21 protein-coding genes are annotated in these 23,340 nt (G+C 59.2%); 12 read left to right on the plus strand and 9 right to left on the minus strand.

The window, feature by feature from the left end; genetic code table 11:
• Window positions 1–49: 49 nt before the first annotated feature.
• The 7 genes from rseP to lpxB all read left to right on the plus strand — a co-directional run bounded on the left by rseP (window position 50) and on the right by lpxB (window position 8,348).
• The gene (rseP, locus tag T424_RS0102260) at window positions 50–1,171 is read left to right on the plus strand and encodes an RIP metalloprotease RseP (RefSeq protein WP_027486279.1); all 1,122 of its coding nucleotides are present in this window, start codon (window positions 50–52) and stop codon (window positions 1,169–1,171) included.
• Window positions 1,172–1,354: 183 nt separating this feature from the next.
• On the plus strand, window positions 1,355–3,694 hold the full coding sequence (gene bamA, locus T424_RS0102265; protein WP_027486280.1) for an outer membrane protein assembly factor BamA: 2,340 nt from the start codon (window positions 1,355–1,357) through the stop codon (window positions 3,692–3,694).
• Between the two features lie 50 nt (window positions 3,695–3,744).
• Window positions 3,745–4,806, plus strand: coding sequence for a UDP-3-O-(3-hydroxymyristoyl)glucosamine N-acyltransferase (gene lpxD / locus T424_RS0102270; RefSeq protein WP_027486281.1), 1,062 nt, complete (start codon window positions 3,745–3,747; stop codon window positions 4,804–4,806).
• Entirely contained in the window at window positions 4,803–5,264 is a 462-nt protein-coding gene (gene fabZ / locus T424_RS0102275) for a 3-hydroxyacyl-ACP dehydratase FabZ (protein WP_027486282.1), read from the plus strand. The genes lpxD and fabZ overlap by 4 nt, the downstream gene beginning before the upstream one ends.
• Window positions 5,264–6,079 carry an acyl-ACP--UDP-N-acetylglucosamine O-acyltransferase gene (gene lpxA / locus T424_RS0102280; protein ID WP_027486283.1) on the plus strand — a complete coding sequence of 272 codons (816 nt, stop codon included), beginning with the start codon at window positions 5,264–5,266 and terminating at the stop codon, window positions 6,077–6,079. The genes fabZ and lpxA overlap by 1 nt, the downstream gene beginning before the upstream one ends.
• 8 nt (window positions 6,080–6,087) lie before the next feature.
• Complete coding sequence (locus tag T424_RS0102285) at window positions 6,088–6,969, plus strand: LpxI family protein (RefSeq protein WP_027486284.1); 882 nt, start codon at window positions 6,088–6,090, stop codon at window positions 6,967–6,969.
• 167 nt (window positions 6,970–7,136) lie between these two features.
• Entirely contained in the window at window positions 7,137–8,348 is a 1,212-nt protein-coding gene (lpxB, locus tag T424_RS19965; RefSeq protein WP_051558768.1) for a lipid-A-disaccharide synthase, read from the plus strand.
• Here lpxB and fghA read toward each other — a convergent pair.
• The 6 genes from fghA to T424_RS0102320 all read right to left on the minus strand — a co-directional run bounded on the left by fghA (window position 8,305) and on the right by T424_RS0102320 (window position 13,065).
• Window positions 8,305–9,138, minus strand: coding sequence for an S-formylglutathione hydrolase (fghA, locus tag T424_RS0102295; RefSeq protein ID WP_027486285.1), 834 nt, complete (start codon window positions 9,136–9,138; stop codon window positions 8,305–8,307). The genes lpxB and fghA overlap by 44 nt on opposite strands.
• 12 nt (window positions 9,139–9,150) lie before the next feature.
• Window positions 9,151–9,825: a DUF1345 domain-containing protein gene (locus tag T424_RS0102300; protein ID WP_027486286.1), complete on the minus strand. Its 675-nt coding sequence runs from the start codon at window positions 9,823–9,825 to the stop codon at window positions 9,151–9,153.
• Window positions 9,822–10,280 (minus strand): YaiI/YqxD family protein, encoded by a 459-nt coding sequence (locus T424_RS0102305; RefSeq protein WP_027486287.1) that lies wholly within the window; start codon window positions 10,278–10,280, stop codon window positions 9,822–9,824. Before T424_RS0102305 ends, T424_RS0102300 begins: the two co-directional genes overlap by 4 nt.
• Before the next feature lie 52 nt (window positions 10,281–10,332).
• Window positions 10,333–11,460 carry an S-(hydroxymethyl)glutathione dehydrogenase/class III alcohol dehydrogenase gene (locus tag T424_RS0102310; protein WP_027486288.1) on the minus strand — a complete coding sequence of 376 codons (1,128 nt, stop codon included), beginning with the start codon at window positions 11,458–11,460 and terminating at the stop codon, window positions 10,333–10,335.
• A gap of 150 nt (window positions 11,461–11,610) precedes the next feature.
• A complete protein-coding gene (locus T424_RS19970; RefSeq protein ID WP_154664779.1) occupies window positions 11,611–11,991 on the minus strand; it encodes a hypothetical protein in 381 nt (126 codons plus the stop codon).
• Between the two features lie 150 nt (window positions 11,992–12,141).
• A complete protein-coding gene (locus T424_RS0102320; protein ID WP_027486289.1) occupies window positions 12,142–13,065 on the minus strand; it encodes a DMT family transporter in 924 nt (307 codons plus the stop codon).
• Between the two features lie 321 nt (window positions 13,066–13,386).
• Here T424_RS0102320 and T424_RS0102325 point away from each other — a divergent pair, with 321 nt between their 5' ends.
• The 4 genes from T424_RS0102325 (at window position 13,387) to T424_RS0102340 (ending at window position 17,314) form a co-directional block, all read left to right on the plus strand.
• Window positions 13,387–14,352: an aliphatic sulfonate ABC transporter substrate-binding protein gene (locus T424_RS0102325; protein WP_027486290.1), complete on the plus strand. Its 966-nt coding sequence runs from the start codon at window positions 13,387–13,389 to the stop codon at window positions 14,350–14,352.
• 36 nt (window positions 14,353–14,388) lie between these two features.
• Window positions 14,389–15,558, plus strand: coding sequence for an FMNH2-dependent alkanesulfonate monooxygenase (gene ssuD / locus T424_RS0102330; RefSeq protein WP_027486291.1), 1,170 nt, complete (start codon window positions 14,389–14,391; stop codon window positions 15,556–15,558).
• A gap of 90 nt (window positions 15,559–15,648) precedes the next feature.
• Window positions 15,649–16,482 carry an ABC transporter permease subunit gene (locus T424_RS0102335; RefSeq protein WP_027486292.1) on the plus strand — a complete coding sequence of 278 codons (834 nt, stop codon included), beginning with the start codon at window positions 15,649–15,651 and terminating at the stop codon, window positions 16,480–16,482.
• A 40-nt stretch (window positions 16,483–16,522) separates the two neighbouring features.
• Window positions 16,523–17,314: an ABC transporter ATP-binding protein gene (locus tag T424_RS0102340; protein ID WP_027486293.1), complete on the plus strand. Its 792-nt coding sequence runs from the start codon at window positions 16,523–16,525 to the stop codon at window positions 17,312–17,314.
• 79 nt (window positions 17,315–17,393) lie between these two features.
• Here the strand turns inward: T424_RS0102340 and T424_RS0102345 are convergent, their stop codons facing one another.
• Window positions 17,394–18,857 carry an FAD/NAD(P)-binding protein gene (locus tag T424_RS0102345; protein WP_051558735.1) on the minus strand — a complete coding sequence of 488 codons (1,464 nt, stop codon included), beginning with the start codon at window positions 18,855–18,857 and terminating at the stop codon, window positions 17,394–17,396.
• Window positions 18,858–19,342: 485 nt separating this feature from the next.
• Between T424_RS0102345 and T424_RS0102350 the strand changes: the two genes are divergently transcribed.
• On the plus strand, window positions 19,343–20,308 hold the full coding sequence (locus T424_RS0102350; protein ID WP_027486295.1) for an acyl-CoA dehydrogenase family protein: 966 nt from the start codon (window positions 19,343–19,345) through the stop codon (window positions 20,306–20,308).
• A 368-nt stretch (window positions 20,309–20,676) separates the two neighbouring features.
• On the opposite strand, the gene T424_RS0102360 is transcribed toward T424_RS0102350, so the two are convergent.
• Window positions 20,677–21,126, minus strand: coding sequence for an RrF2 family transcriptional regulator (locus T424_RS0102360; RefSeq protein WP_027486296.1), 450 nt, complete (start codon window positions 21,124–21,126; stop codon window positions 20,677–20,679).
• A 530-nt stretch (window positions 21,127–21,656) separates the two neighbouring features.
• A complete protein-coding gene (gene ilvA, locus T424_RS0102370) occupies window positions 21,657–22,907 on the minus strand; it encodes a threonine ammonia-lyase (RefSeq protein WP_169737295.1) in 1,251 nt (416 codons plus the stop codon).
• Between the last annotated feature and the right edge of the window lie 433 nt (window positions 22,908–23,340).

Here is a 23,340-nt window from a genome sequence, read left to right on the forward strand (position 1 = left end):
CTTTGGCGGGGGTTTTGCAAGGAAGGGGCCAGTAAGGGAGCGAGGCGGAATGGCGATTATCAGCTTTCTCACAGGCTATATCCTGCCATTCATATGTGTGCTTTCGCTTATCGTATTCGTGCATGAGATGGGGCATTACTTGGTTGGCCGCTGGTCTGGCATCCGGGTTCTGGCTTTTTCCATCGGTTTCGGGCCGGAATTGCTCGGCTTCAATGACCGGCATGGGACGCGCTGGAAGCTCAGCCTCATACCGCTGGGTGGTTATGTGCGCTTCTTTGGCGATGCCGATTCGTCCAGCAAGGCGGATGGAACCGAGCTTGACGCTATGACCCCGCAGGAGCGCGCCCAGACTCTGGCCGGTGCGGCGCTCTGGAAGCGCGCCGCCACTGTGGCGGCTGGACCGATTGCGAATTTTCTGCTCGCCATCGTTATTTTCTCCATCACGCTCGGCATTCTCGGCAAGCCCGTTTCCGATCCCGTCGTGGCGGAAGTGCGGGCCGATGGCGTGGCGGCTGCGGCTGGCGTGGAACCGGGCGACATTCTCGTCTCGCTGGATGGTGAAGCCGTCCGGACATTCGACGATGTCGTTCGTTATATCAGCCTGCGGCCCGGCGTTTCCATCGATGTGAAGGTGCGGCGCGGCGATAGCCTGATGGTGCTGCCGATGACGCCGCGCCGGGTCACGACCACGGACCGTTTTGGCAACAAGGTCGAGCTTGGGCAGATCGGCATCGTCACCACGCAGCAGAGCGGCAATTTTCGTGTGGAAAAGCTGAGCCCGGGCCGAGCCCTGGTTGAAGGGGTGCGCCAGACGGGCGCCGTTGTCACCAGCACCTTCGATTATATCAAGGGAATGGTGGCCGGGCGGATGAGCGCCGATCAGCTTGGCGGCCCCATCCGCGTTGCCCAGACATCGGGGCAGGTGGCAACGCTTGGCGTTGCAGCACTGCTGCAATTGGCTGCGGTTCTGTCAGTCTCCATTGGATTGCTGAATTTGATGCCAATTCCGGTGCTTGATGGCGGGCACTTAATCCTCTATGCGCTAGAGGCAGTGAGGGGGAGACCGATCAGCGCCGCCGCGCAGGAGGTTGCCTTCAAGGTAGGACTTGCAATGATTCTGTCGTTGATGGTTTTTGCCACCTGGAACGATCTCAGCCATCTGATCGGCTGAGGCAGGGGTAATAAACGGTTAACGATGTTTCAAAATGGTAGTGGCGAATAGGCCACGTCTCGAAATGAAGTAAATGGAAATTAACCGGCGGCCTTGCTTGTAGAGGAAAAGCGGTTAAAACCACCAACGGACCGGAGTCGGTTTTTTGACCGAGGTACAACGGAAAAAAGGTAAGAAGTTCACATGAAGGCTGGTTCAAAATTTTTGAACGCAGTATCGGCGGTTGCGCTGTCTGCTGGTGTAGTGTCCTCGGGTGCAGGCATCCTCGTTCTCGGTTCCGTATCTGTCGCTGAGGCGGCTGTCGTTCAGCGCATCGACGTGCGCGGGGCGAGCCGGGTCGGCACCGAGGCTGTGCGGTCCAATGTGACCATTCAGCCGGGAAAGACGTTTTCCAATACCGATATCGATGAATCCGTTCGCCGCCTCTATGCGACCGGCTATTTCTCGGATGTGAAGATTTCCGTGTCGGGCAGCTCGCTGGTGGTGTCCGTCAGCGAAAACCAGCTGGTCAATCAGGTGGTCTTCAACGGCAACCGCAAGATCAAGGACGACAAGCTGACCGGCGTCGTTCAGACCCAGCCGCTCGGCCCTTACAGCAAGGAGCTGATTGACGCGGATATTCGCCGCATCAAGGAAGCCTATGCTGCCATCGGCCGTAATGACGTGCAGGTCACGACCCAGGTCGCTACCGTTTCTCCGGGCCGCGTCAATGTTGCCTTCGTCGTCAGCGAAGGCGATCGTACCAAGATTTCCTCCATCAATTTCACGGGCAATCAGGCCTATGGCGATAGCCGCCTTGCTGCGGTTATCAGCACCAAGCGCTCCAACCCGCTGTCTTTCCTGACGCGCAAGGACGTTTACAACGAAGACAAGCTGCGCGCCGATGAAGAAGCGCTGCGCCAGTTCTATTACAACCACGGTTATGCCGATTTCCGTATCCTGTCTTCGGATGCCTCGTTGAACGATCAGAGCAACGAATACACCATCAACATCGCCGTGGACGAAGGCCGTCGCTATACCTTCGGCGCGGTTGACGTTGAGAGCTCGGTCGAAGGCATTGATGCAAACGAGCTGAAGTCGCTGGTTTCCACTCATAGCGGCGATGTTTACAACGCCAAGGAAATCCAGAAGAGCATGGAGGCGATCTCGCAGCGCGTTTCCGCGAAGGGCTATCCTTTCGCGCGCGTCGTGCCGCGCGGCAATCGTGACATGGGCAATGGCACGATCGGCGTGACTTACATGGTCGATCAGGGCGAGCGCGCCTATGTCGAGCGTATTGAAATTCGCGGCAACACCCGCACGCGCGATTACGTGATCCGTCGCGAGTTCGACATCAGCGAAGGCGATGCCTTCAATCAGGAAATCATCACGCGCGCCAAGCGCCGTCTCGAGGCGCTGGGCTATTTCAGCTCCGTCAACATCACCACCGCGCAGGGCAGCTCGGCTGACCGCGTCGTGATCGTGGTCAATGTTGAGGATCAGTCCACCGGCTCCTTCGGGGTTGGCGTCGGTTATGCCGCGGGCGGCAGCGGTCTGCTGCTGGAAGCCTCCGTTGAAGAAAAGAACTTCTTGGGTCGCGGTCAGTTCATCCGTGTTTCGGCTGGTGCTGGTACCGACGATAGCCAGACCTACAATATTTCCTTCACCGAACCCTATTTCCTCGGCTATCGTTTGGCTGTTGGCTTCGACCTGTTCAAGAGCAGCACGAGCAGCAACACCTATTACGATTACGATGAAACCGGTGGTACGCTGCGTGTGACGGCGCCGATCACGGAAGAATTGGCGACGACCTTCCGTTACACCTACAAGCAGATGAAATATTCTGGATCGGGCGACTGGACGACTGGTCTGTCGCAACCCTATCAGGACCTCGTAAATGGTAGCCCGTGGGTTCAGTCTTCGGTTTCGCAGTCGCTCGTCTACAATACGCTTGACGACCGTAACCTGCCGCATGAAGGGATTTACGCGAGCTTTACCCACGAATTCGCTGGTCTTGGTGGCGATTCGAAATACTACAAGATGTATGGAAAGTTCCGCTACTTCACCTCGCTTTCGGATGAGCACGACATCATCGGCTCCATCTCGGTGGGTGCCGGTCACGTCATGCCGACGGGCGACAATCTGAACATCTTCGATCAGTTCCAGATCGGCGGCAAGGAAATCCGTGGTTTCAAGAACAACGGTATTGGCCCCCGCATGAATGGCTTCAAGGATGATGCGCTCGGTGGTACGACGTACTTTACCGCTTCCGCCGAAGCCAGCGTTCCGATGCCGTTCGTTCCGCAGGATGCCGGTTTGCGTATCGCGGTATTCTCCGACGCGGGCACGCTTTACGGCAATAAGGTCAGCGTCACGGGCGGTTCTGTGAACGGTGAGGACATGTCCTGGCGCGCATCCGTCGGTGCGGGTATCGTCTGGGCTTCGCCTTTCGGTCCGCTGCGCTTCGACTATGCACAGCCTGTCCTCAAGGAAGATTACGACCGCGTTCAGCAGTTCCGATTCTCCATTGCTAACCAGTTCTGATTTCTGTAGTCCAAAGCTCAGACAAACCGACCAGTCTGGGACTTTGGTATATGGATCATGAGACCTTTTTTCCGCCCCATGCGGGTGTCAGCCTGAAAGAGCTGGCGCATCGCATCGGGGCGGAACTCGTTGGAGATGCTGCGCCGGAACGTGTTATCCGCGCTGTAGCGCCGGTCTATCGGGCGCGAGAAAACGATATTTGCTATATTCTCTCGCGCAAGAACCGGGCGGAACTGGCAACCTGCCGTGCCGGAGCAATCCTTTGCGACAGGCCGCTGCTGGGGCTCATTCCCGCGCATATTCCGGTTTTGCTTACGAAAACGCCTCACACGGCTTTCGCGCTGGCGGGGCAGATCCTGCATCCGAAGGCAAATCGCCCAGCGGCGATCATGAGCGCTGCCCATGGCATTTCAGATGCGGCCCATGTTGACATCACGGCAAAGATCGAGCCCGGCGTGACCATCGAGGCCGCAGCCGTGGTGGGCGCCCATGTCGAGATTGGTTCGGGCAGCCATATCGGCGCAGGCGCCGTGATTGGCGCGGGTGTGAAAATCGGCCGCGACAGCGTTATCGCCGCAGGTGCCAGCGTTTTTGCAAGCTATATCGGCAATGGCGTCATCATCCATAACGGCGCTCGTATTGGCCAGGATGGTTTCGGTTATGCGCCGGGGCCGCGTGGCATGGTGAAGATCGTGCAGATCGGCAGGGTCATCATTCAGGATCATGTGGAAATTGGCGCCAATACCACGGTGGATCGCGGCACGATGGATGACACGGTGATCGGCGAGGGCACCAAGATCGATAATCAGGTGCAGATCGGCCACAATGTTCGCATCGGTCGCCATTGCGGTATCGTTGCGCAGGTCGGCATTGCCGGCAGCACGGTGATTGGCGATGGCGTGATGATTGGCGGCGGCAGTGGCATTAACGGCCACATTCATATCGGTGACGGCGTGCAGATCGCGGCCATGAGCGGTGTTATAGCAGATGTTCCAGCCTCCCAGAAATTTGGGGGAATTCCGGCTCGACCATTGCCGGATTTTCTGCGCGAATGCGCCGAGGTCATGCAACGTGCCGGCAACGCGCTGAAGACCAGGAAGGGGACAAAATGACTGAGACGACGAAAGAACTTGCAGCCCTCGATATTCTCGAGATCATGAAGCTTATTCCGCATCGCTATCCGTTCTTGCTGGTCGATAGGATCATCGAGATCGATGGCGATAACGCGGCGGTTGGCATCAAGAATGTCACGATCAACGAACCGTTCTTCCAGGGGCATTTCCCTGGTCATCCTATCATGCCTGGTGTTTTGCTCATCGAGGCCATGGCACAGACTGCGGGGGCGATCTGTGCGCTGAAGGAAGGAACGCGGGACAATCTCGTTTATTTCATGATGATCGATAATGCGCGCTTCCGTAAGCCGGTGGTTCCCGGTGATCAGGTGCGCTTCCACGTGCATAAACAGCGTCAGCGCGGCAAGATGTGGATGTTCAAATGCGAGGCCAAGGTTGACGGAGCGCTTGTTGCCGAAGCCGATATTGGCGCCATGATGAAAGCAAGGGAGGAGTGATGAGCGTGATGGCATCGAGCGCGCATATCCACCCCATGGCCGTCGTTGAGGACGGGGCTGTGATCGGCGAAAATGTCCGGATCGGGCCGTTCTGCTATGTCGGCCCGAAAGTCGTGCTGGGCGAGGCAACCGTGCTGGAGGCACACGCGGTTGTCACCGGCAAGACCAGCCTTGGCAAAAACTGCCGCGTTTTTTCCAATGCGGTGATCGGTGGCGAGCCGCAGAGCATTCACCATACCGGAGAGGAAACCACGCTGAGCGTGGGTGACAATTGCACGATGCGCGAAGGCGTAACGATGAATTGCGGCACGGTCGAGGGTGGCGGCAAAACGTTGGTTGGCAGCAACAATCTGTTTCTTGCCAATTCGCATGTCGCGCATGATTGCCAGCTGGGCAACAATATCATCCTGTCCAACAATGTCATGCTGGCAGGCCATGTGAAAATTGACGATCGCGCCATTCTCGGTGGCGGGTCGGCAGTTCATCAGTTTACCCGCATCGGCAGGCAGGCTTTCATTGGCGGGCTTTCTGCGTGCAGCTACGATGTCATTCCCTATGGCATGTTGAATGGCAATCCCGGCCTGCTGGGGGGGCTCAATGTCGTGGGCATGACGCGCGCCGGTATTGATCGTGCAACCTTGCACCGCGTGCGCAAGCTGTTCAAACTTCTCTTCGATGAAGAGGGTGCGATCCGCGAGAAGGCGGCCGCCGCGCGCGATGAGTTTGGCGATTGCAAGGAAGCCATGGAAATTCTGGACTTCATTGCGGCAGAAAGCGACCGCGCCCTGTCTTCGCCGTTCCGCGGCAAGGCGTGAGCGTTGTGATGGGAAAGGGCAGGCTTGCCATTATTGCCGGCAGTGGAATGCTGCCGGTTTACGTGGCCGAGGCTGCGCGCGCTGCCGGGGAAGACCCGGTTATCCTGCCGCTCATGCATGAGGCGGATCAGCGGTGGGACGGCTTCGAAAGCGCGCCGATGAGCGTTGGCGATGTGGCGGGTCTTGCCCGCATCATCAAAAACTTCCGCATCGATCGGGTCGTCATGTCCGGCGGCGTGCGCAAGCGCCCGGCATTCCGGGAGATTCACATGAATCTCGCTTTCCTGCGCAAGCTGCCGCACGCCATACGCACCCTGCTGTCGGGTGGCGACGATGCCGTGTTGAAAATGGTGATCGGCCTGATCGAATCGCAAGGGTGCCAGGTTATCGGCGCACATGAAATAGCGCCGCAATTGCTGGCGCAATATGGGCCACTGGGGGCTGCAACACCAACTGGGGACGATGGCCGCGATATTGAAAGGGCTGCGGAAGCTGCGGCAATATTGGGCAGTCTTGATGTTGGCCAGGGTGCGGTGAGCGTCGGAGGCCGTATCGTGGCGCTTGAAGGCGTGGAAGGTACGGATCGAATGCTGGCCCGTGTGGCGGAATTGCGCGAAGAGGGACGCATTTCGGCGCGGCGCAAGGGGGTGCTCGTCAAACTTTGCAAACCGCAGCAGGATATTCGCGCAGACCTTCCGGCCATTGGCCTTTCCACCGTGGAGAATGCCGCGCGCGCTGGCCTTGCGGGCGTGGCGGTGCAGGCAGGCCGGGCCTTGCTGTTGCAACGGGAGGAAACCTTGCAGCGTGCCGATGCTCTCGGCATCTTCATTTGTGGTATAGAGCATTTCCAGGAAAAGTGCGCTCGCGGTTTTCCGTCCGGAAATGCGTAAAACAAAAGAATCCCGCATTTCCAGGAAAAGCGCGCTCGCGGTTTTTCCGTCCGGAAATGCGTAAAACAAAAGAATCCCGCATTTCCAGGAAAAGTGCGCTCGCGGTTTTCCGTTCGGAAATGCGTAAAAACCAAAAGATTACATGCTGAGGCGGGAGAGAGTTCTTGATTGGCCCGAAACCATTGAAGATTGCGGTTCTGGCGGGAGAGGTTTCCGGCGATCTTCTGGGCGGAGATCTTGTTGCGGCACTGAAACGTGCCTATCCGGCAAAGCTTTCGCTGATGGGGGTGGGTGGCCCGGCGCTCGAGGCGGAAGGCTTGCGCTCGCTTTTCGATTTTTCCGAGCTTTCGGTCATGGGGCTTACCCAGGTTCTCGCCCGGCTGCCGCGTTTTCTGTCGCTGATTCGTAGCACCGCAAAAGCAATCATTGCCGAAAAACCGGATCTGCTGCTCATCATCGATAGTCCGGACTTTACCCATCGCGTTGCCCGCAAGGTGCGGGCGGCGCTTCCGGGCCTGCCGGTGGTCAATTATGTGTGCCCCAGTGTCTGGGCCTGGAAGGAATATCGCGCCAAGGCCATGCTGGCTTATGTCGATCGCGTGCTGGCGGTGCTGCCCTTCGAGCCTGCGGTTATGGAGAGGCTTGGCGGGCCGCGCACGCATTTCGTCGGGCATCGGTTGGCGAGTGCCCAGGCGCTTCTTGCCTGTCGAGCCCGGCGGTCGTCGCGTGCGGTTCCTGCGGTGGCGGAGCCGAAAACCATTTTGTTGCTGCCGGGGTCTCGCAGGGCTGAGATTGCGGCGCAATTGCCTGTTTACGAAGAAGCCGCGCGCGATTTCGTAAGCCGCAATGGACCGGCGCGCTTTCTGCTGCCCACCGTCGCACGGCGTGAGGCCGAGGTGCGCGAGATGACTGCCGGTTGGGCCATTCAGCCAGAAATCATTCTGGGTGAGGAGGGCAAGTGGCAGGCTTTTGCCGAAGCCGATGCGGCCATGGCGGCCTCCGGCACCGTCATTCTGGAGCTTGCGCTTGCCGGCGTGCCTTGTATTTCGACCTATAAGACAGATTTTCTCATCAAGCTGCTGCACAAGCGCATCAAAATCTGGACCGGGGCGCTTCCGAACATCGTCGTCGATTATCCCGTGGTGCCGGAATATCTGAACGAACAGGTCCGGGCCGGTTCGGCGCTGCGCTGGATGGAACGGCTCTCAACGGCAACCCCCGAGCGGGCCGCCATGATGGCCGGGTATGACAGGCTCTGGCAGTTGATGCAAACGCCAACGCCCGCCGGAGAAGCGGGCGCTGCCGTGGTGTTGGATCTCTTGCAGGAAAAGGGTATTATCCCAGCCTGTGCCCATGCCAGCGCAGATGATCGTCCATGAAGCTTGAGATGAAATAATAAGAGTGGTCGTAGCGCTCGTGCTGGCGCAGCGTCAGGGCAATATGCGTTTCCTTCACCGCATCTTCCAGCAGCCACGGCATGAGGCCTTTTTCCAGGAAGCTGTCGGCCTTGCCCTGATCCACCAGCAATTCCGGAAAGCGTGCGCCGTCTTCTATCAGGGCGCAGGCGTCATATTGCCGCCAGGCGGCGCGGTCCGGGCCGATATATTTCTCGAAGGCATCCTGTGTCCAATCGGCCTGCAAGGGGCTGACGATAGGTGCGAAGGCCGAGCAAGTTTTGTAGCGATCCGGATTTTTCAGAGCAATGGTCAGGGCGCCATGGCCGCCCATGGAATGGCCGAAAATGCCCTGGCGATCCATGTCGGCGCGGAATTTTTCGGCGATCAGCGCGGGCAATTCCTCGGTGATGTAGCTGTACATCTGATAATGTTCGGCCCAGGGCTTTTCGGTGGCATTCAGATACATGCCGGCACCCTTGCCCATTTTCCAGTTGGTGGCTTCATCCGGCACGTCATCGCCACGCGGGCTGACATCCGGGCAGACGATGATCAGGCCGAGTTCTGCTGCAAGACGGCGATATTCACCCTTTTCCATGACATTGGCATGGGTGCAGGTGAGGCCGGAAAGATACCAGAGAACAGGGCGTTTTTCGGCAATGGCCTGCGGGGGTACGAAGACGGCGAAGGTCATGTCGCAGTTGCAGGTTTCGGAGGCGTGGGAAAATACGCCCTGCATACCGCCGAATGCGGTGTTTTGAGACAGAATATTCATGAATGCTCCGTTTCAGCCTGCCAGCGCCACGGCGGCATTGACGGCCGCCGCCACGAGGATGGTGTTGAAGAAGAAGGATGTGACGGCGTGCAGCAGGTTCACGCGCCGCATCGGGGTGGAGGTGATGGCCACGTCGGAGGTCTGCGCCGTCATGCCGATGACAAGGGAAAAATACAGAAATTCATAGGCTCCCGGTTCATCCGTATCAGGAAAATCGAGGCCCCGATGGGGCTCGTTTTTTTCGCCCGACGGGTGATGCTGCCAGAAGCGATGGGCGTAATGCATGGCGAACATGACGTGGATGGTGAACCAGCCACCGATGACGGATGCGAAGGCCAGCATGACCTCGATGGTGCTTTCCGAACCGCTGCCCCGGTTCAGCGCGTTGAAAAGCGCCACGACCGCTGCGGCAATTGCAACGAGCGTGACCATGGGAATGACCATGGTGGGTGCATCGTCGCGTTGCGGGCTGGTTTTCAATCGCTCGGCGGTGATGGCAGGAATGCGCCGCGCCATGGACAGAAGATAGGCGAGGAAAAACACGATGGCGGAAAGTTCGACGGCAAGCTGCGGCTTTATCAGCAGAAAAACGGGCAGGGCGCAGAGGCCCAGCAGGCCGGCGCGATAGAAGGGGCTGTGCCGGTGGCGGCGAAGGGGGAAGAGGAAAGGGCGCCTGCGTGCGGTCATGGGCGTGCCATTGCCTTGGACTTTCGGCAGAGACGGTCCAGTGTCTCGAGAAATTGCGAGCGGTCGCGGGGGCTGAAGGCGGCGTTATAACCCTTGCTTTCCCCGGTTTCGCGCAGATGGGCGCCAAGATCGCGCATGGCGCTGGCCATGCCGATATTGGTTTCATCGAAAACGCGGCCAGTGGGGCCTGTCACCAGCGCGCCCGCGGCCACGCAGCGTACGGCAAGCGGCACGTCGGCGGTTATCACGATGTCGGTGGCGCTCGCATGGTCGGCAATCCAGTTGTCGGCGGCGTCGAAGCCGTTGGAAACGATGACATTGCGCACCATCGGATCGCGGGAGGGCCGCAATCCGGAATTGGCAACGAAAGTCACCGGGAGGGCGTGCCTCTCGGCGACTTTCAGAATTTCCTGCTTCACCGGGCAGGCATCGGCATCGACATAAATGCTTGTCATACCGGCTCCGGCGCTTGAAGGAGGAGGATTGGCACTGCGTTCATCCGGTCGTTCAATAGACCACGACGCCGCGAATGCTTTCGCCCTTATGCATCAGCTCGAAGCCGTGATTGATGTCTTCAAGCGGCATGGTGTGGGTGATCATCGGATCGATCTGGATCTTGCCGTCCATGTACCAATCCACGATCTTCGGCACGTCGGTGCGGCCGCGCGCGCCGCCAAAGGCAGTGCCGAGCCATTGACGGCCCGTGACGAGCTGGAAGGGACGGGTGGAGATCTCCTGGCCTGCGCCCGCCACGCCGATGATGACGCTCTTGCCCCAGCCGCGATGCGAAGATTCCAGCGCCTGGCGCATGACCCTGGTATTGCCGGTGCAATCGAAAGTGTAGTCGGCGCCGCCGATCAGGTCGCCATTGCGCTTGGTCATGTTGACCAGATAGGGCACGATGTCATCGCCAACCTCCTTCGGGTTGACGAAATGCGTCATGCCGAATTTCTCGCCCCAGGCCTTGCGTTCGGGATTGATGTCCACGCCGATAATCATGTCGGCGCCAGCCAGCCGCAGCCCCTGCAACACGTTGAGGCCGATGCCGCCCAGACCGAAGACGATGGCCGTGGAGCCGATCTCGACCTTGGCAGTGTTGATGACCGCGCCAATGCCGGTGGTGACACCGCAACCGATATAGCAGATCTTGTCGAAGGGGGCGTCCGGGTTGACCTTGGCAACCGCAATCTCCGGCAGAACCGTGAAATTGGCGAAGGTCGAGCAGCCCATATAGTGGTGGATCTTGTCCTTGCCGATGGAAAACCGGCTTGTCCCATCCGGCATCAGGCCCTGACCCTGGGTGGAGCGGATGGCGGTACACAGATTGGTCTTGCGCGAAAGGCAGGAATAGCATTCGCGGCATTCCGGCGTGTAAAGCGGGATGACGTGATCGCCCTTTTTGACAGAGGTGACGCCCGGACCGACATCGACCACGATGCCTGCGCCTTCATGGCCGAGAATGGCGGGGAAAATGCCTTCCGGGTCGGCGCCGGACAGGGTGAAGTCGTCGGTGTGGCAAATGCCGGTGGCCTTGACCTCGATCAGCACTTCTCCGGCGCGGGGACCTTCCAGCTGAACGGTCATGATTTCCAGCGGCTTGCCAGCCTGCACGGCAACAGCGGCGCGTACGTCCATTTTCTGCTCCAAACGGTTATTTTCGGGCGATTGCGACATCGGGGCCGTTTGATGCCCCGGTTCGCAACCCATCTTGATTGATCCTGGCAATCTGGCACGGCGGGGCCGGTTGCTTCAAGCACGCTTTTGCCAGGAATGAAAACTGTGCGCTCACGCCGCCGCGACGGGTCGGGCCGCATCGGCGCCAAACCAGGGGCCGGTTCTGCGGGCGGCGTTGAGCCCGGCAACGCTTTCGGCCACCACCATCTTGAGCAGCTCCGTCAGCATGAGGGATTCCAGCGGCGAGTTGACACGTCCCTCCGTCGTGAACCGCGTAAAGATCCAGTGCAGCTTTGCCTGATCCACGCGATTTTCCGGCGGCATGATCCGAAAAATGTATTGAGGGATTTCCGTCACGAAGAAGGCATCCCATTCGGGGCACTTTTCGGGACAGAAATTGTTCAAAACCAGCATCGTCATCAGGTCGGCGGGGGTTTTCACCCCGTGCGGCAGGCAATAGTGCCGCAGCATTTCCACGTCCTGAGAATCCATTCTCCGTTTTCCGGCAATCACGCAGGCCGGAAAGGAGAGGCGAAAATCTTTCATACCCCACCCCGTTTCATCATGAAACTACTGTTGGTTTATGGTGCAATTTCCTGATGAAACCTTAACGCTTTGCCGGAAGATGCGGAAAGCTGATCGTTAAACTGTTTCTTTTTGGGTCTTCCTCTGTTCCCGCCACAAGATGAACAGTCCAGACCCGACGATAATGGCAATGCCTGTCCATTTCGACAGCGTGGGAAATTCGCCGAAAAGCACGTAACCCAGAATAGTGGCGGCGATGATTTCGAAATACTGGAAAGGCGCAAGAACAGAAAGCGGCGCCATGCGAAATGCCTTGACCACCAGAAGGTGCAGGTAGCCGGAAATTGCCCCAAGCAGCACCAGCAGCGCCAGTCCTTTGGCATTTGCCGGAAGCGAAAGCGCGAAATCCACATGACCCGCACTGTTTCCTGCCGCAAGCACGATGCCCATGAAGACCGTGCCGCCGAGGCCGGAAAGGATCTGCATCGTCATCGGGCTGTCGGCATCGCCCAGCGCGCGATTGAGAAACATGTAAACGGCAAACAGAAACGCGCACAGCACCGGCAAGAGCGCGGTAAGGCCAAACACTTCGAAACTCGGCTGAATGACGATCATCGCTCCGCCAAAGCCGATGAGAATGGCCAGCCATCGCCGCCAGCCGACGCGATCTTGCAGAAACAGCGCTGACAGGGCGGTAAGAATGAACGGCTCGACGAAATAGATGGCGAACACATCGGCCAGCGGCATGTATTTCACGGCCACGAAGAAGGTGAGGCTCGCCGCCCCGTGCAGGATGCCGCGCAGCATGTTGAGGCCCGGCTTCCGGGCCGTAAGCGCCTTGCGGCCGCGCAGCACGAGAAGAACCGGCAATGTCACGGCAACCTGAAAAAAGAAGCGATAGAATGTCACCTGCGCGGGCGACATGGCCTCGACCGTCGCCATGTATTTTGCAATCGCGTCCATGCCGGGCAGAACCATCATCGCAGCCGCCATCAGCATCATGCCACGCAAAACAGGTTGGGGCGGGTTGGGTGCGGTCATCGGGCAAGGTCCGTTCGAGACTGGCTGCAACCTCTCTATAGGCCACGGATTCGCGGAATACCACAACGTCCCCGGACCGCGCAAAATCATGATCGGGCCGGAGGAAGGCGAGTTTTGCAAGGTCACGACGATTTGCCCACGGTGTGAGGGGTATTTTCCGCGCCCATCCCCAGCTACCGCGCAACTGTTTCACCTCGGCCGCAAGCTGCGAAAAGTCATTCCTTATAAAAACTATAGAAATTCTTATTCTGAAACCATCGCAAGGAAGGGCAACCGGAAGCCGGGTCGCCGCCACATTCGCATCCATCGGGGAACAGCATCATGATCACACGCAGACATAGCCTTCAGCTCGCGGGAATTGCCGCCACCGGCCTGCTTCTGGGGAAGGCGGGGGCGAGGGCTGCCGCGCCAAAGACCCTTCGCATCGGCTGGCAGAAATTTGGCGTTCTGGCCCTGGCAAAGCAGCAGGGCGTCCTGGAAAAACGCTTTTCCGATCGCGGCATTTCCATTCAATGGTCGGAGTTTACCTCCGGTCCGCCGCTTCTGGAAGCGCTGGGCGCGGGCGCGCTCGACTTTGGCCCGACGGGAGACGTGCCGCCGCTTTTCGCGCAGGCTGCGCGCGGCGATCTTCTTTATGTCGGAACCTATCATCCGGCGGATGCCTCTCACGGCCTGCTGGTGCAAAAGGATGGTCCGGTGAAAACCATTGCGGACCTGAAGGGCCTGAAGCTTGCCTATAAACGCGGCTCCAGCGCGCATAACTTCGCCTTCAAGGCGCTGGCCAGCGCCGGGCTGACGCCGAAAGACGTGAAGGAGATCGATCTTGCGCCCCCGGATGCCGCCGCCGCGTTCAGAAACGGCAGTGTCGATGCCTGGGCCATCTGGGACCCTTATTTCGCCATTGGCCAGCAGGACCCGAATGCGCGCCTGCTGACGACGTCTCAGGGTATTGTGCAGGCCTGGGGCTATTTCCTCGGCAACGGCGCCTTCACCAGGGCCAATCCCGAACTTGTCAGCGAAATTCTCGAAGAACTGCGCAAGGTGGGCGAGGCGGCCCAAAAGGATATTGAGGCAACCGCCGTGGCGCTTGCCGCCATTACCGGCGTGCCACTGGAGGTGACGCGCGTCACGCTTGAGCGCCCCGGCTCCGATCTTGGCCGTATCGGTCTGATTACCGACGAGGCGGTGAGCTATCAGCAGGGGCTGGCCGATCAGTTCCATGCGCTCGGCGTTCTGCCGAAAAAGCTGACCATTTCCGACATCGTATGGCGCGGCAAGGCCGCCTGACATTTCCCCTGACCTTTTGCAAGGAAGGATTTTCCCATGAGCAATGCCAAGAAGCCGCTTGATTTTCTGTGGTTCATTCCCTCTTCCGGTGACGGGGCCTATCTGGGAACCGATCATCTGAGCCGTCCGGCCGATCCCGCCTATTTCAAGGAAATTGCCGTGGCGGCGGACCGGCTGGGCTATTCCGGCGTGCTGCTGCCCACGGGCGTTTCCTGCGAGGAATCCTTCACGCTGGCCGCCTATCTTGCCGCCTTTACCGAGCGGCTGAAGTTTCTGGTGGCCATTCGTCCCGGCACGGCATCGCCCGCCTATTATGCCCGGCTTGCCTCCACTCTCGACCGGGTTTCCAATGGCCGCCTGTTGCTCAACATTGTCGTGGGCGGCAGCCCGCAGGAACTGGCAGGCGACGGTATTTTCCTGCCGCATGACGAGCGCTACGATCATGCGGAGGAATTCTTCAAGGTCTTCAACGGGCTGATCGAGACGGGCGAGGCGCATGTCGATGGCCGGCACATCAAGGCCCATAATGCAAGGCTTGTGCTGCCGCCCGTTCAGGAGCCGCGCCCGCCGCTTTTCTTTGGCGGCTCCTCCGAGGCGGGCATAGGCTTTTCCGCAGGCCTTGCCGATAAATATCTCACCTGGGGCGAGACGCCGGATCAGGTGGGCGAAAAAATCGCCCGTGTGCGCAAGGCGGCGGCCGCAAAGGGACGCGAAGTAAGCTTCGGCATTCGCCTGCATTTCATCGTCCGGGAAACCGACGACGAGGCATGGGCCGCCGCCGACAGGCTGATCTCGCATCTTTCCGATGAAACCATTGCCGCCGCGCAGCAAAGCTTTGCCAAAACCTCCGACTCGGTCGGGCAGAAGCGAATGCTGGAACTGCATCAGGGCCGCCGTGACAAGCTGGAGGTCTCGCCCAATCTGTGGGCAGGCATCGGGCTGGTGCGCTCAGGTGCGGGAACGGCGCTGGTCGGCTCGGCAAAGACGGTGGCGGCGCGGCTGCGGGAATATCAGGATCTCGGCATCGATACGGTCATTGCCTCCGGCTATCCGCATCTTGAAGAGGCCTATCGCGTTTCGGAACTGCTCTTTCCGGAAATCGGCCTGGGCAAGCCGGTCAGTCATGTGCGCGCTGCCTTTGGCGAGCCGCAGGTCTTCGGCGGCGGCGGGCATGGCGGCAATGTGCGCCTTGCCTCTGCCTCTTGAGGCAAGACGCCGACGCCGTTTTGTCCCGACCATCGAGGCAGGAAGGGGCACTTCGATAATGCCCACCTTTCCCATTCAGAGGATGCGCTGATGACTGTTTTCGAGATTTCCGCGACAGGCCGAAACCGTACCGGCCGGACACGGGTTGCAAGGCCCACGCTTGCCGCGTTCACCCCGGCAGGCCTTCTTCCCTATGCCCTGCCGCTGACGGTTCTCGTCCTGTGGCAGGGCTTGACCTCCATCGGCGTGATCTCCGACCGTGTGATGCCCGCTCCGACTGCGGTGCTGACGGCATTTTACGACCAGATCGTCAGTGGCGATCTGGTGCGGGACATTGGCATTTCCACCGGCCGGGCGCTGGCCGGTCTGCTGGTGGGCGGGGTAATCGGGCTGGCGCTGGGCATTGCCAACGGTGTTTCGCGCCTGAGCGAGCAGTTGACCGACACGACCTTGCAGATGCTGCGGACCATTCCGCATCTGGCCATGATTCCGCTGGTCATCCTGTGGTTCGGGATCGGCGAGGAGTCGAAACTGTTCCTGACGGCGCTTGGGGTGTTGTTTCCGGTATATCTCAATACCTATCATGGCGTGCGCAATGTCGATCGCGACCTGATCGAGATGGGCCGCATTTATGGCATGAGCCGCCGCACGCTGTTCCGCAAGGTCGTCCTGCCGGGAGCGCTGCCGTCGATCTTTGTCGGGTTGCGTTATGCGCTGGGCATCATGTGGCTCACGCTGATTGTCTCGGAATCCATCGCTGCATCCTCCGGCATCGGGCACATGGCCAATGAGGCGCGCGAGTTCATGATGACCGATGTGGTGGTGCTGTCGCTTCTCATCTATGCCGGGCTGGGCAAGCTGGCGGATGTGATTTCGCGGGCACTGGAGCGCCGGGCGCTGGCATGGAACCCGGCCTATCGCTGACGGCGGGCCGCACGGTATGTCACCACAAGGAAAAATCATCATGGCTGAGACAGCAGAGATTGCACGCCCCACCTTCTTTTCCGCCCGCCAGGGATCGGCGCCCGTGAGCCTGCGGCTGGCGCAGGTTGAAAAGCGCTTCGACAAGAACCACGTTCTGTGCGGCATCAACCTCGATATACCCGCCGGGCAATTTGTCGCCATCGTCGGCAAGAGCGGCTGTGGCAAAAGCACGCTGCTTCGCCTGCTGGTCGGGCTCGATCAGCCCGGTTCGGGGGAGATCGCACTGACGACGGACAGGCCCGATGCAAAGCCCAATGCCCGCATCGTCTTTCAGGAACCGCGTCTTCTGCCCTGGGCCAGCATTCTCGACAATGTCATTGTCGGCGCCGGGGAAGACGCATCCCGCGAAGACGCGCAGTATGCCGCACGCCGGGTGCTGGAAGAGGTGCAGCTGGCCGACAAGGCGGGGCAATGGCCATCCGAGCTTTCAGGCGGCCAGCGCCAGCGTGCGGCACTGGCGCGGGCGCTTGTCAGCAATCCCGGCCTGCTGGTTCTCGATGAGCCGCTGGGGGCGCTGGATGCCCTGACGCGCATCAGTATGCAGCGGCTGATTGCGCGGGTGTGGCGCAGTCTGGGCTTTACCGCCATTCTTGTTACCCATGATGTCAGCGAAGCCGTGCATCTGGCCGATCGGGTGATCGTGCTGGATCAGGGGCGGATTTCCCTGGACGTGACCATTTCCTCTGCCCATCCGCGCCAGCACGGCGATCCTGATCTTGCGCTTTACGAGCGGCAATTGCTGGAGGCAATCATGGGCCGCGAGGGTGTTTGACCCTGCCGGTCGGGCATGGACCGGACAAAGCGTTTGTTGAAAAAAGGTGGAAACCGGCTTCGTGGGCCGGTTCCCTGTTTCAGACATCAATGCGTGCGGCGGTGGCAAGGCGTGCGGCAAGGTGGCCTGCAAGCGTTTCAACCTGGGCGGCAATTTCCGGAGCGCCGGTGAGTTCGCCGAACCGGCCGCGTGTCAGGGGGCCTGCGACGAAAAGATTGTCCACGGGAAGACCATTGCGGCGAAGGGCGCGGCAATGCTGATCCACATCCAGCCCCATGCCGTGAATATCCGGCCGGATCAGCCGCGCATCCGCCAGAGACTGGAGATAGGGCTGCGAGCCGATCAGGCCCCCATAGTCCGGGCCCGTGGCAATCATCACCCATTGCACGCTCTGGCGCTCGACCATGCCCTGCGGGCGGGTAATAATATCGACATGGATGGCGTTGGTGCTTCTTTCCACCCGGCAGATCTGGCCGGCCAGATTACGCACGCCGCCATGGCGCATTTCATGCGAGAGCAGGGCCGAGATTTGCGGCGGCATCCGGTAACGATGGGTCTCGAAGCGTCGTTTGAGATGCCGCATGAAGCGTTGCTGTTCCGGCTCGCTCAGCGCTTGCCACAGGGCTTGGCCCTGTTGGCGCAGGCTGTCGAACACGCTCTGCCAGGGCAGGCCTTCTCCCGTGGCGTCGGCTATGGCCTCGCGCACCTCGCGCAAAAGCGCAAGCGCCGTGGCAGGGCGAGGGTCGGTAAAGGTCCCGTAGGCGGGAAGCGTGCCCAGTGCCTGCGTTTGCGGCAGGCGGCCGCTTCTGGACAAAAGCACAATCTCACCTTTATGCCCGCGGCTTCTCAGCGAGGCTATCGCGTCAAGCGCCGTCAATCCGGCGCCGAGCACCAGAATGCGGTCCTGCGGGCTGGCCGCGTCAAGTCTGTGCCAGCTATCGCCAGCGCCGAGAAATCGTGGATGACCTTCCAAGGCACCAGCCAGGGCCTGCGGGGTGCGTGGATCGGGATGGGTCGTGGCAATCACCACCTCATCGGCATGGATAACGCTGCCCTGATCGCCGTGCAGCAACCAGCCCCGCCCGTCACGGGCAAGGTTTTGAACCCTCTCGCGAACATGACGCACCAGACCTGTCTGCACCAGCGATTGCATCTCCTCGCTCATGAAGCGGCCAAAATCCCCGCGTCGGGCATAAAAAGCGCCATCGGCGGCCCGGCCTGCCGGATCGCTTTCCAGCCTGCCGGTGCGAATCAGCCAGTTATGAAAAGCGTCCGGAGCGCCGGGCAAGGCCCGCATCCTGTGCGATGCCACATTCAGCCGCAGCGCATCGTCGGCGCAATCATAGGCCAGCCCGCGCCCAAGTTCCGGGCGCGGCTCGAAGACTGCAACGCAACCCGTCATCCCGGATTTCAGCGCCAAAAGGCGCGCCAGAGAAGCGCCGGTGAAGCCGCCGCCTATGACCGCCACCTGACAGCGGCCCGGCGCCGTCATCATGCCCTCTCTGATACCAAAGCGCGTTCGCACTGCATCGTAATCCAGCATGGCGACTTCCTCTCTGTTGATGATCCCTTTTGCATTTATTTTCTATTGAATGTATAGAATACAGCGATGAATGTCCATTGCAAGGGGAGGTCCGGGCGTGAGTTTCAGGAAGGGTAAGGAGCGCGGGTCTGTCGGGAAGTACCTGATTGCAAAAGGTTAGCCTGTCTGTCTGTGACCGTGAAACTTACAGCGCCGTGCGTTTTAACAAACGCACAAAGGACGCTGTAACACTTTAAATCTGCTGCATGATTTTCATCTTAAATCGATTCCGATTTAAGGAATTATGCAGTAGATGGCCCCGAAACGATCGTCCTGAAGACAAGGCCTCGCTCGCCGAATGCGGGCTGCCTGGCAACAATGAGAGGCGCCATCTGGCAGAATGAGGATTTTGCGGTTAGTCTGCGCCCTTGTGACACAAGCTCTCAATGGTGCTGTGAACGGTGCCGGATGTCACGAGTGAACCAATGGCAGGGTGGGAGCGATGAATGGGAACCATAACGCATTTGCATGAACGGCTGAGGCCGGTGCCCGTGGCAATTGCCACCGAGGAGGATGCGCTGCGGCGGGCTTATGAAATCCTTCCGCAAGGCGCGAGCCTCAAGCGAACACTGCGCGATGAGCTTGCCGTTTCGGGTTTTTTCGGACTGTCGATTCCCTCCGATTTTTCCGGGCTCGATGTCGCCAACGGCATTCTGGCCGAGGTGGTGGCAAGGCTTGCGGAAAGAGCTGGCCGCGCGGCGGAGCTGCTGGTTTCGCACCATGGCGCACTGGAAGCGCTGCGCAATTGTGGCAGCGACGAACAGCGACGCATGGCTTTCAGCCGGGTTGCGGCGGGCGAAAGCTTTCATCTCATCGATGGCGCGGGCAATGAAGGCTATGTGCTGCTGGCCGATGCCATCGGCTATCGCCTGACGGGCGGCGAGCCACTTGCCAGCATCGCGCCGGAGGCCGACTGGTTTGCCGTCTTTGCCCGCAACGAAGCTGGCGCCTCCTGTCTGGCGCTGTTTTCCCGGCACGATCTTCTGGCTTTGCAGGAAGATACAGCCGTTGCGCCACCGGGCTCAGGGCTGCACATTTCCGCCGATGCCGTTCTGCCCTGCCATGACAATGGCCAGTGCATGACGCTGGCCATGGGCAATTTTCTGGCCGGTGCACTGGTGCTTGGTCTCGCACGGGCCAAAGCGGATGTGTTTGCCAATATTGCCGGTACGGGACCCATGACCGCCTCCCGTTTGCTGCTTGAAACCGAGAGCGTCTCGGCGCTGCTGGATCGCTGCGGCTTTGCCATTGACGCCGCGCAAGTGACGCCCACCCCGCAGACCATCAAAGCCGCCGCAAGGGCCGCACTTGTCGTGCAAGCGGCTGCCGAGCGGCTGATGTGTCTTGCCGATCCGCAGCAGGAGGATCGTCCGGCGCTTGAGGCGCTGTCGCGCTTTTTAACGTCCGAATGATGCTCCACATCTAGAGCGGTTCATTATTTCACCGAAACCACAGTACACGACGCTGAGGAATGTGGGTGGCCTACCCCCCCTCTGCCTTGCCAGGCATCTCCCCCTCAAGGGGGGAGATTGCAATACGGACAAAGCGCCATTCTTCAAAGAGTATTTGCGATGACGGCCTTTTTCAAGGATTTAGGCAGGGCCTTGATCTTGCCGATCTCCCCCCTTGAGGGGGAGATGTCCGGCAGGACAGAGGGGGGTAAGCCACACGCAAAACCGTAGCGTCGTGTACTGTGTTTAATAAAACGCACGACGCTGTAACTATTTACTTTTACGCATTTTCAGACGGAAAACCGGGTTCCACTTTTCCTGAAAATTCTCTAACTCAGCAATTGATCGGCCATGGCCGGATTGGCCGATTTGCCGACGAATTCCGCAAGGCTCATATTGTCCAGAATGAGGGCGATGGCATCGCGCACTTCCGTCATGGACAGGCGCACCTGACAGCTTTCCGGGTCGGCGCAATCATCGCAGGCCTCGAAGGCGGTGCGGCTGGCGCAGCGAATGGGGGCAAGCGGACCATCCAGTGCACGCACGACCTGGCCAATGGTGATCTCGGATGCGGGCTTTGCCAGTCCATAGCCGCCATTCGGGCCCTTTTTCGAACGCAATATGCCGTCCTTGCGCAATTCGAGCAAAATGGCGTCGAGAAATTTCTTGGGAATATTGTTGCGTGCGGCGATTTCGTTCACGAACGCGCTTTGTCCCGGCTCCAGACGGGAAAGGTCCACCAGCGCTTTCAATCCGTATTTGCCTTTTTTCGTCAGCATTCCAGCACCCGTTCACACGTCCGCGCAGGCGTCCGACCGGGGCGCCGACGTTTTTTTAAAATCAATTTGACCGAAACATTCCGGCCCCATTGCCTGCGACACATCAGGCCCGAGTTTCGATAGCCCCGGGATGCGTAACGTCCTAATTTCAGGCAGAAACATCGGCAAGGCTACCGGCCGTTGGCTTTTCTCATCGAATGGCCGCCGGAATCGGGCGCAATCCTGCGCCGCTCTCTCTATTCTATAAAGAAGCTCGAATGAATCATCAATGAACCAGACCCAGTCTGCGAGTGATTCCCGGCCTGCCTCGCGCACATTTCATTTCCCTGTGTAATAGAGCACAAACCCGCCGGAGTGAAACGAGGATCGACAGGATTATGCGTCGAAAAGCGCTCTACAGCGCCGTGCGTTTTAACAAACGCACAAAGGACGCTATAACACTTTAAATCTGCTGCATAATTTTCACCTTAAATCGATTCCGATTTAAGGAATTATGCAGTAACGCGCAACAGGCCGATGGCCTTGCTCGGTCAGATGATGAGGTTGGCGAGAATCTCGTTTTCGGTGATGTCTTCATAGCCCAGACCGGCCGTCTCGAAACGTTCGATCAGGCCAGTGAAATTTTCCCGCGCCGATGTTTCGATGCCGATCAGGATGGAGCCGAAATTGCGTGCCGATTTCTTGAGATATTCGAAGCGGGAAATATCGTCTTCCGGGCCCAGCAGGTTCAGGAAATCACGCAGGGCGCCGGGCCGCTGCGGCAGGCGCAGAATGAAGTATTTCTTTACGCCGCGATAACGCATGGCGCGTTCCTTCACGTCCGGCAAGCGCTCGAAATCGAAATTGCCGCCGGAGACGATGCAGACAATGGTCTTGCCTTTCAGGTCCTGCCGGTCGGCAAGATCGAGTGCGGCTATGGCGAGCGCGCCAGCAGGCTCCAGCACCACGCCTTCAATGTTCAACATATCGGTCATGGTGCAGCAGATGGCATTTTCCGGCACGAGGCGGACCTGCTCCGGGGCAAAATGCTTCAACGCCGCAAAGGGCAGGGTGCCGATGCGGGCCACGGCTGCCCCATCGACGAAATTGTCCACGCGCGGCAGGGTGACGATTTCGCCCTTTTCCAGCGACCGGCGCAGGCTGGGCGCGCCAAGCGGCTCGGCAAACAGAAAGCTTTCCGGTGGAAGCCTGTCCGAGAGAAAGCTGGTAATGCCGGCACTGAGGCCGCCGCCGCCAACGGGCAGCACCAGAAGGTCGGGCGTAATGCCATCTGGCAATTGCGCGATGATCTCGGCGGCCACCGTCGCCTGTCCTTCCATGATGTCTTCGTGGTCGAAGGGCGGCACCATGAAACCATCCACCTCATCGACATAGGCTTGTGCGGCACGGTAGCACTGGTCGAAAATATCGCCGATCAGGCGTATGGAAATAAACGGACCGCCAAAGGCGCGGGTCTTGTCTATCTTCTGCTGCGGGGTCGTCACCGGCATGAACACCACGCCCTTGACGCCGAAATGACGGCAGGCAAAGGCAAAGCCTTGCGCGTGGTTGCCAGCGGATGCGCAAATGAACACCTTGTCGGTCTGGCCCGCCGCCATGGCCTTTCGAAAGAAGTTATAGGCGCCGCGCACCTTGTAAGAGCGAACCGGGGTCAGATCCTCGCGCTTGAGGTAGACGTTGGCGTCGTAAAGCTTGCTCAGATATTCGTTCAACTGTAATGGCGTGGGCGCAAAAAGCTCCCGCACCGCGTCCAGGGCAGCATTTACGTCGGCGTCTTTCACGGCTGTTTTCCTGTTCATTCGTCTTCTGGATCGGGTCTTGCGGCGTGGTTCGGAACATTCCGGAGGGTGCCGCATTCGCCGAGGGCAAATCATCCTTTCGGATGTGGGCGTGCGCCGTCTATCGCATAAGAGACGGTGCCAGACAAATGCAGATCAATGCAACCAAAGATATTAGTAATTTATAAATGCAAGCAAAGACCATAGTCCAACGGCGGCATTTAACATTTTTGGGTGTATTTTTCTCGCCATGAAAATTGAGGTAAGTTGTTATTCTGCAACAGGCTGTGCCAATTTGGTAAAAAACCGATGCAATTTTAAAATTTCTTGCGAGATACGATCCCCATCCGCAGTTGAGGGCAAGGGCTCCTGGCCTTTTGTAATAATCAACCCAAATATATTCGGTTTTAGTGGTTGAATGTTTTCGCATCCATCC

This window comes from Allorhizobium undicola ORS 992 = ATCC 700741 (assembly GCF_000621665.1).
Taxonomy (GTDB): Bacteria; Pseudomonadota; Alphaproteobacteria; order Rhizobiales; family Rhizobiaceae; genus Allorhizobium; species Allorhizobium undicola.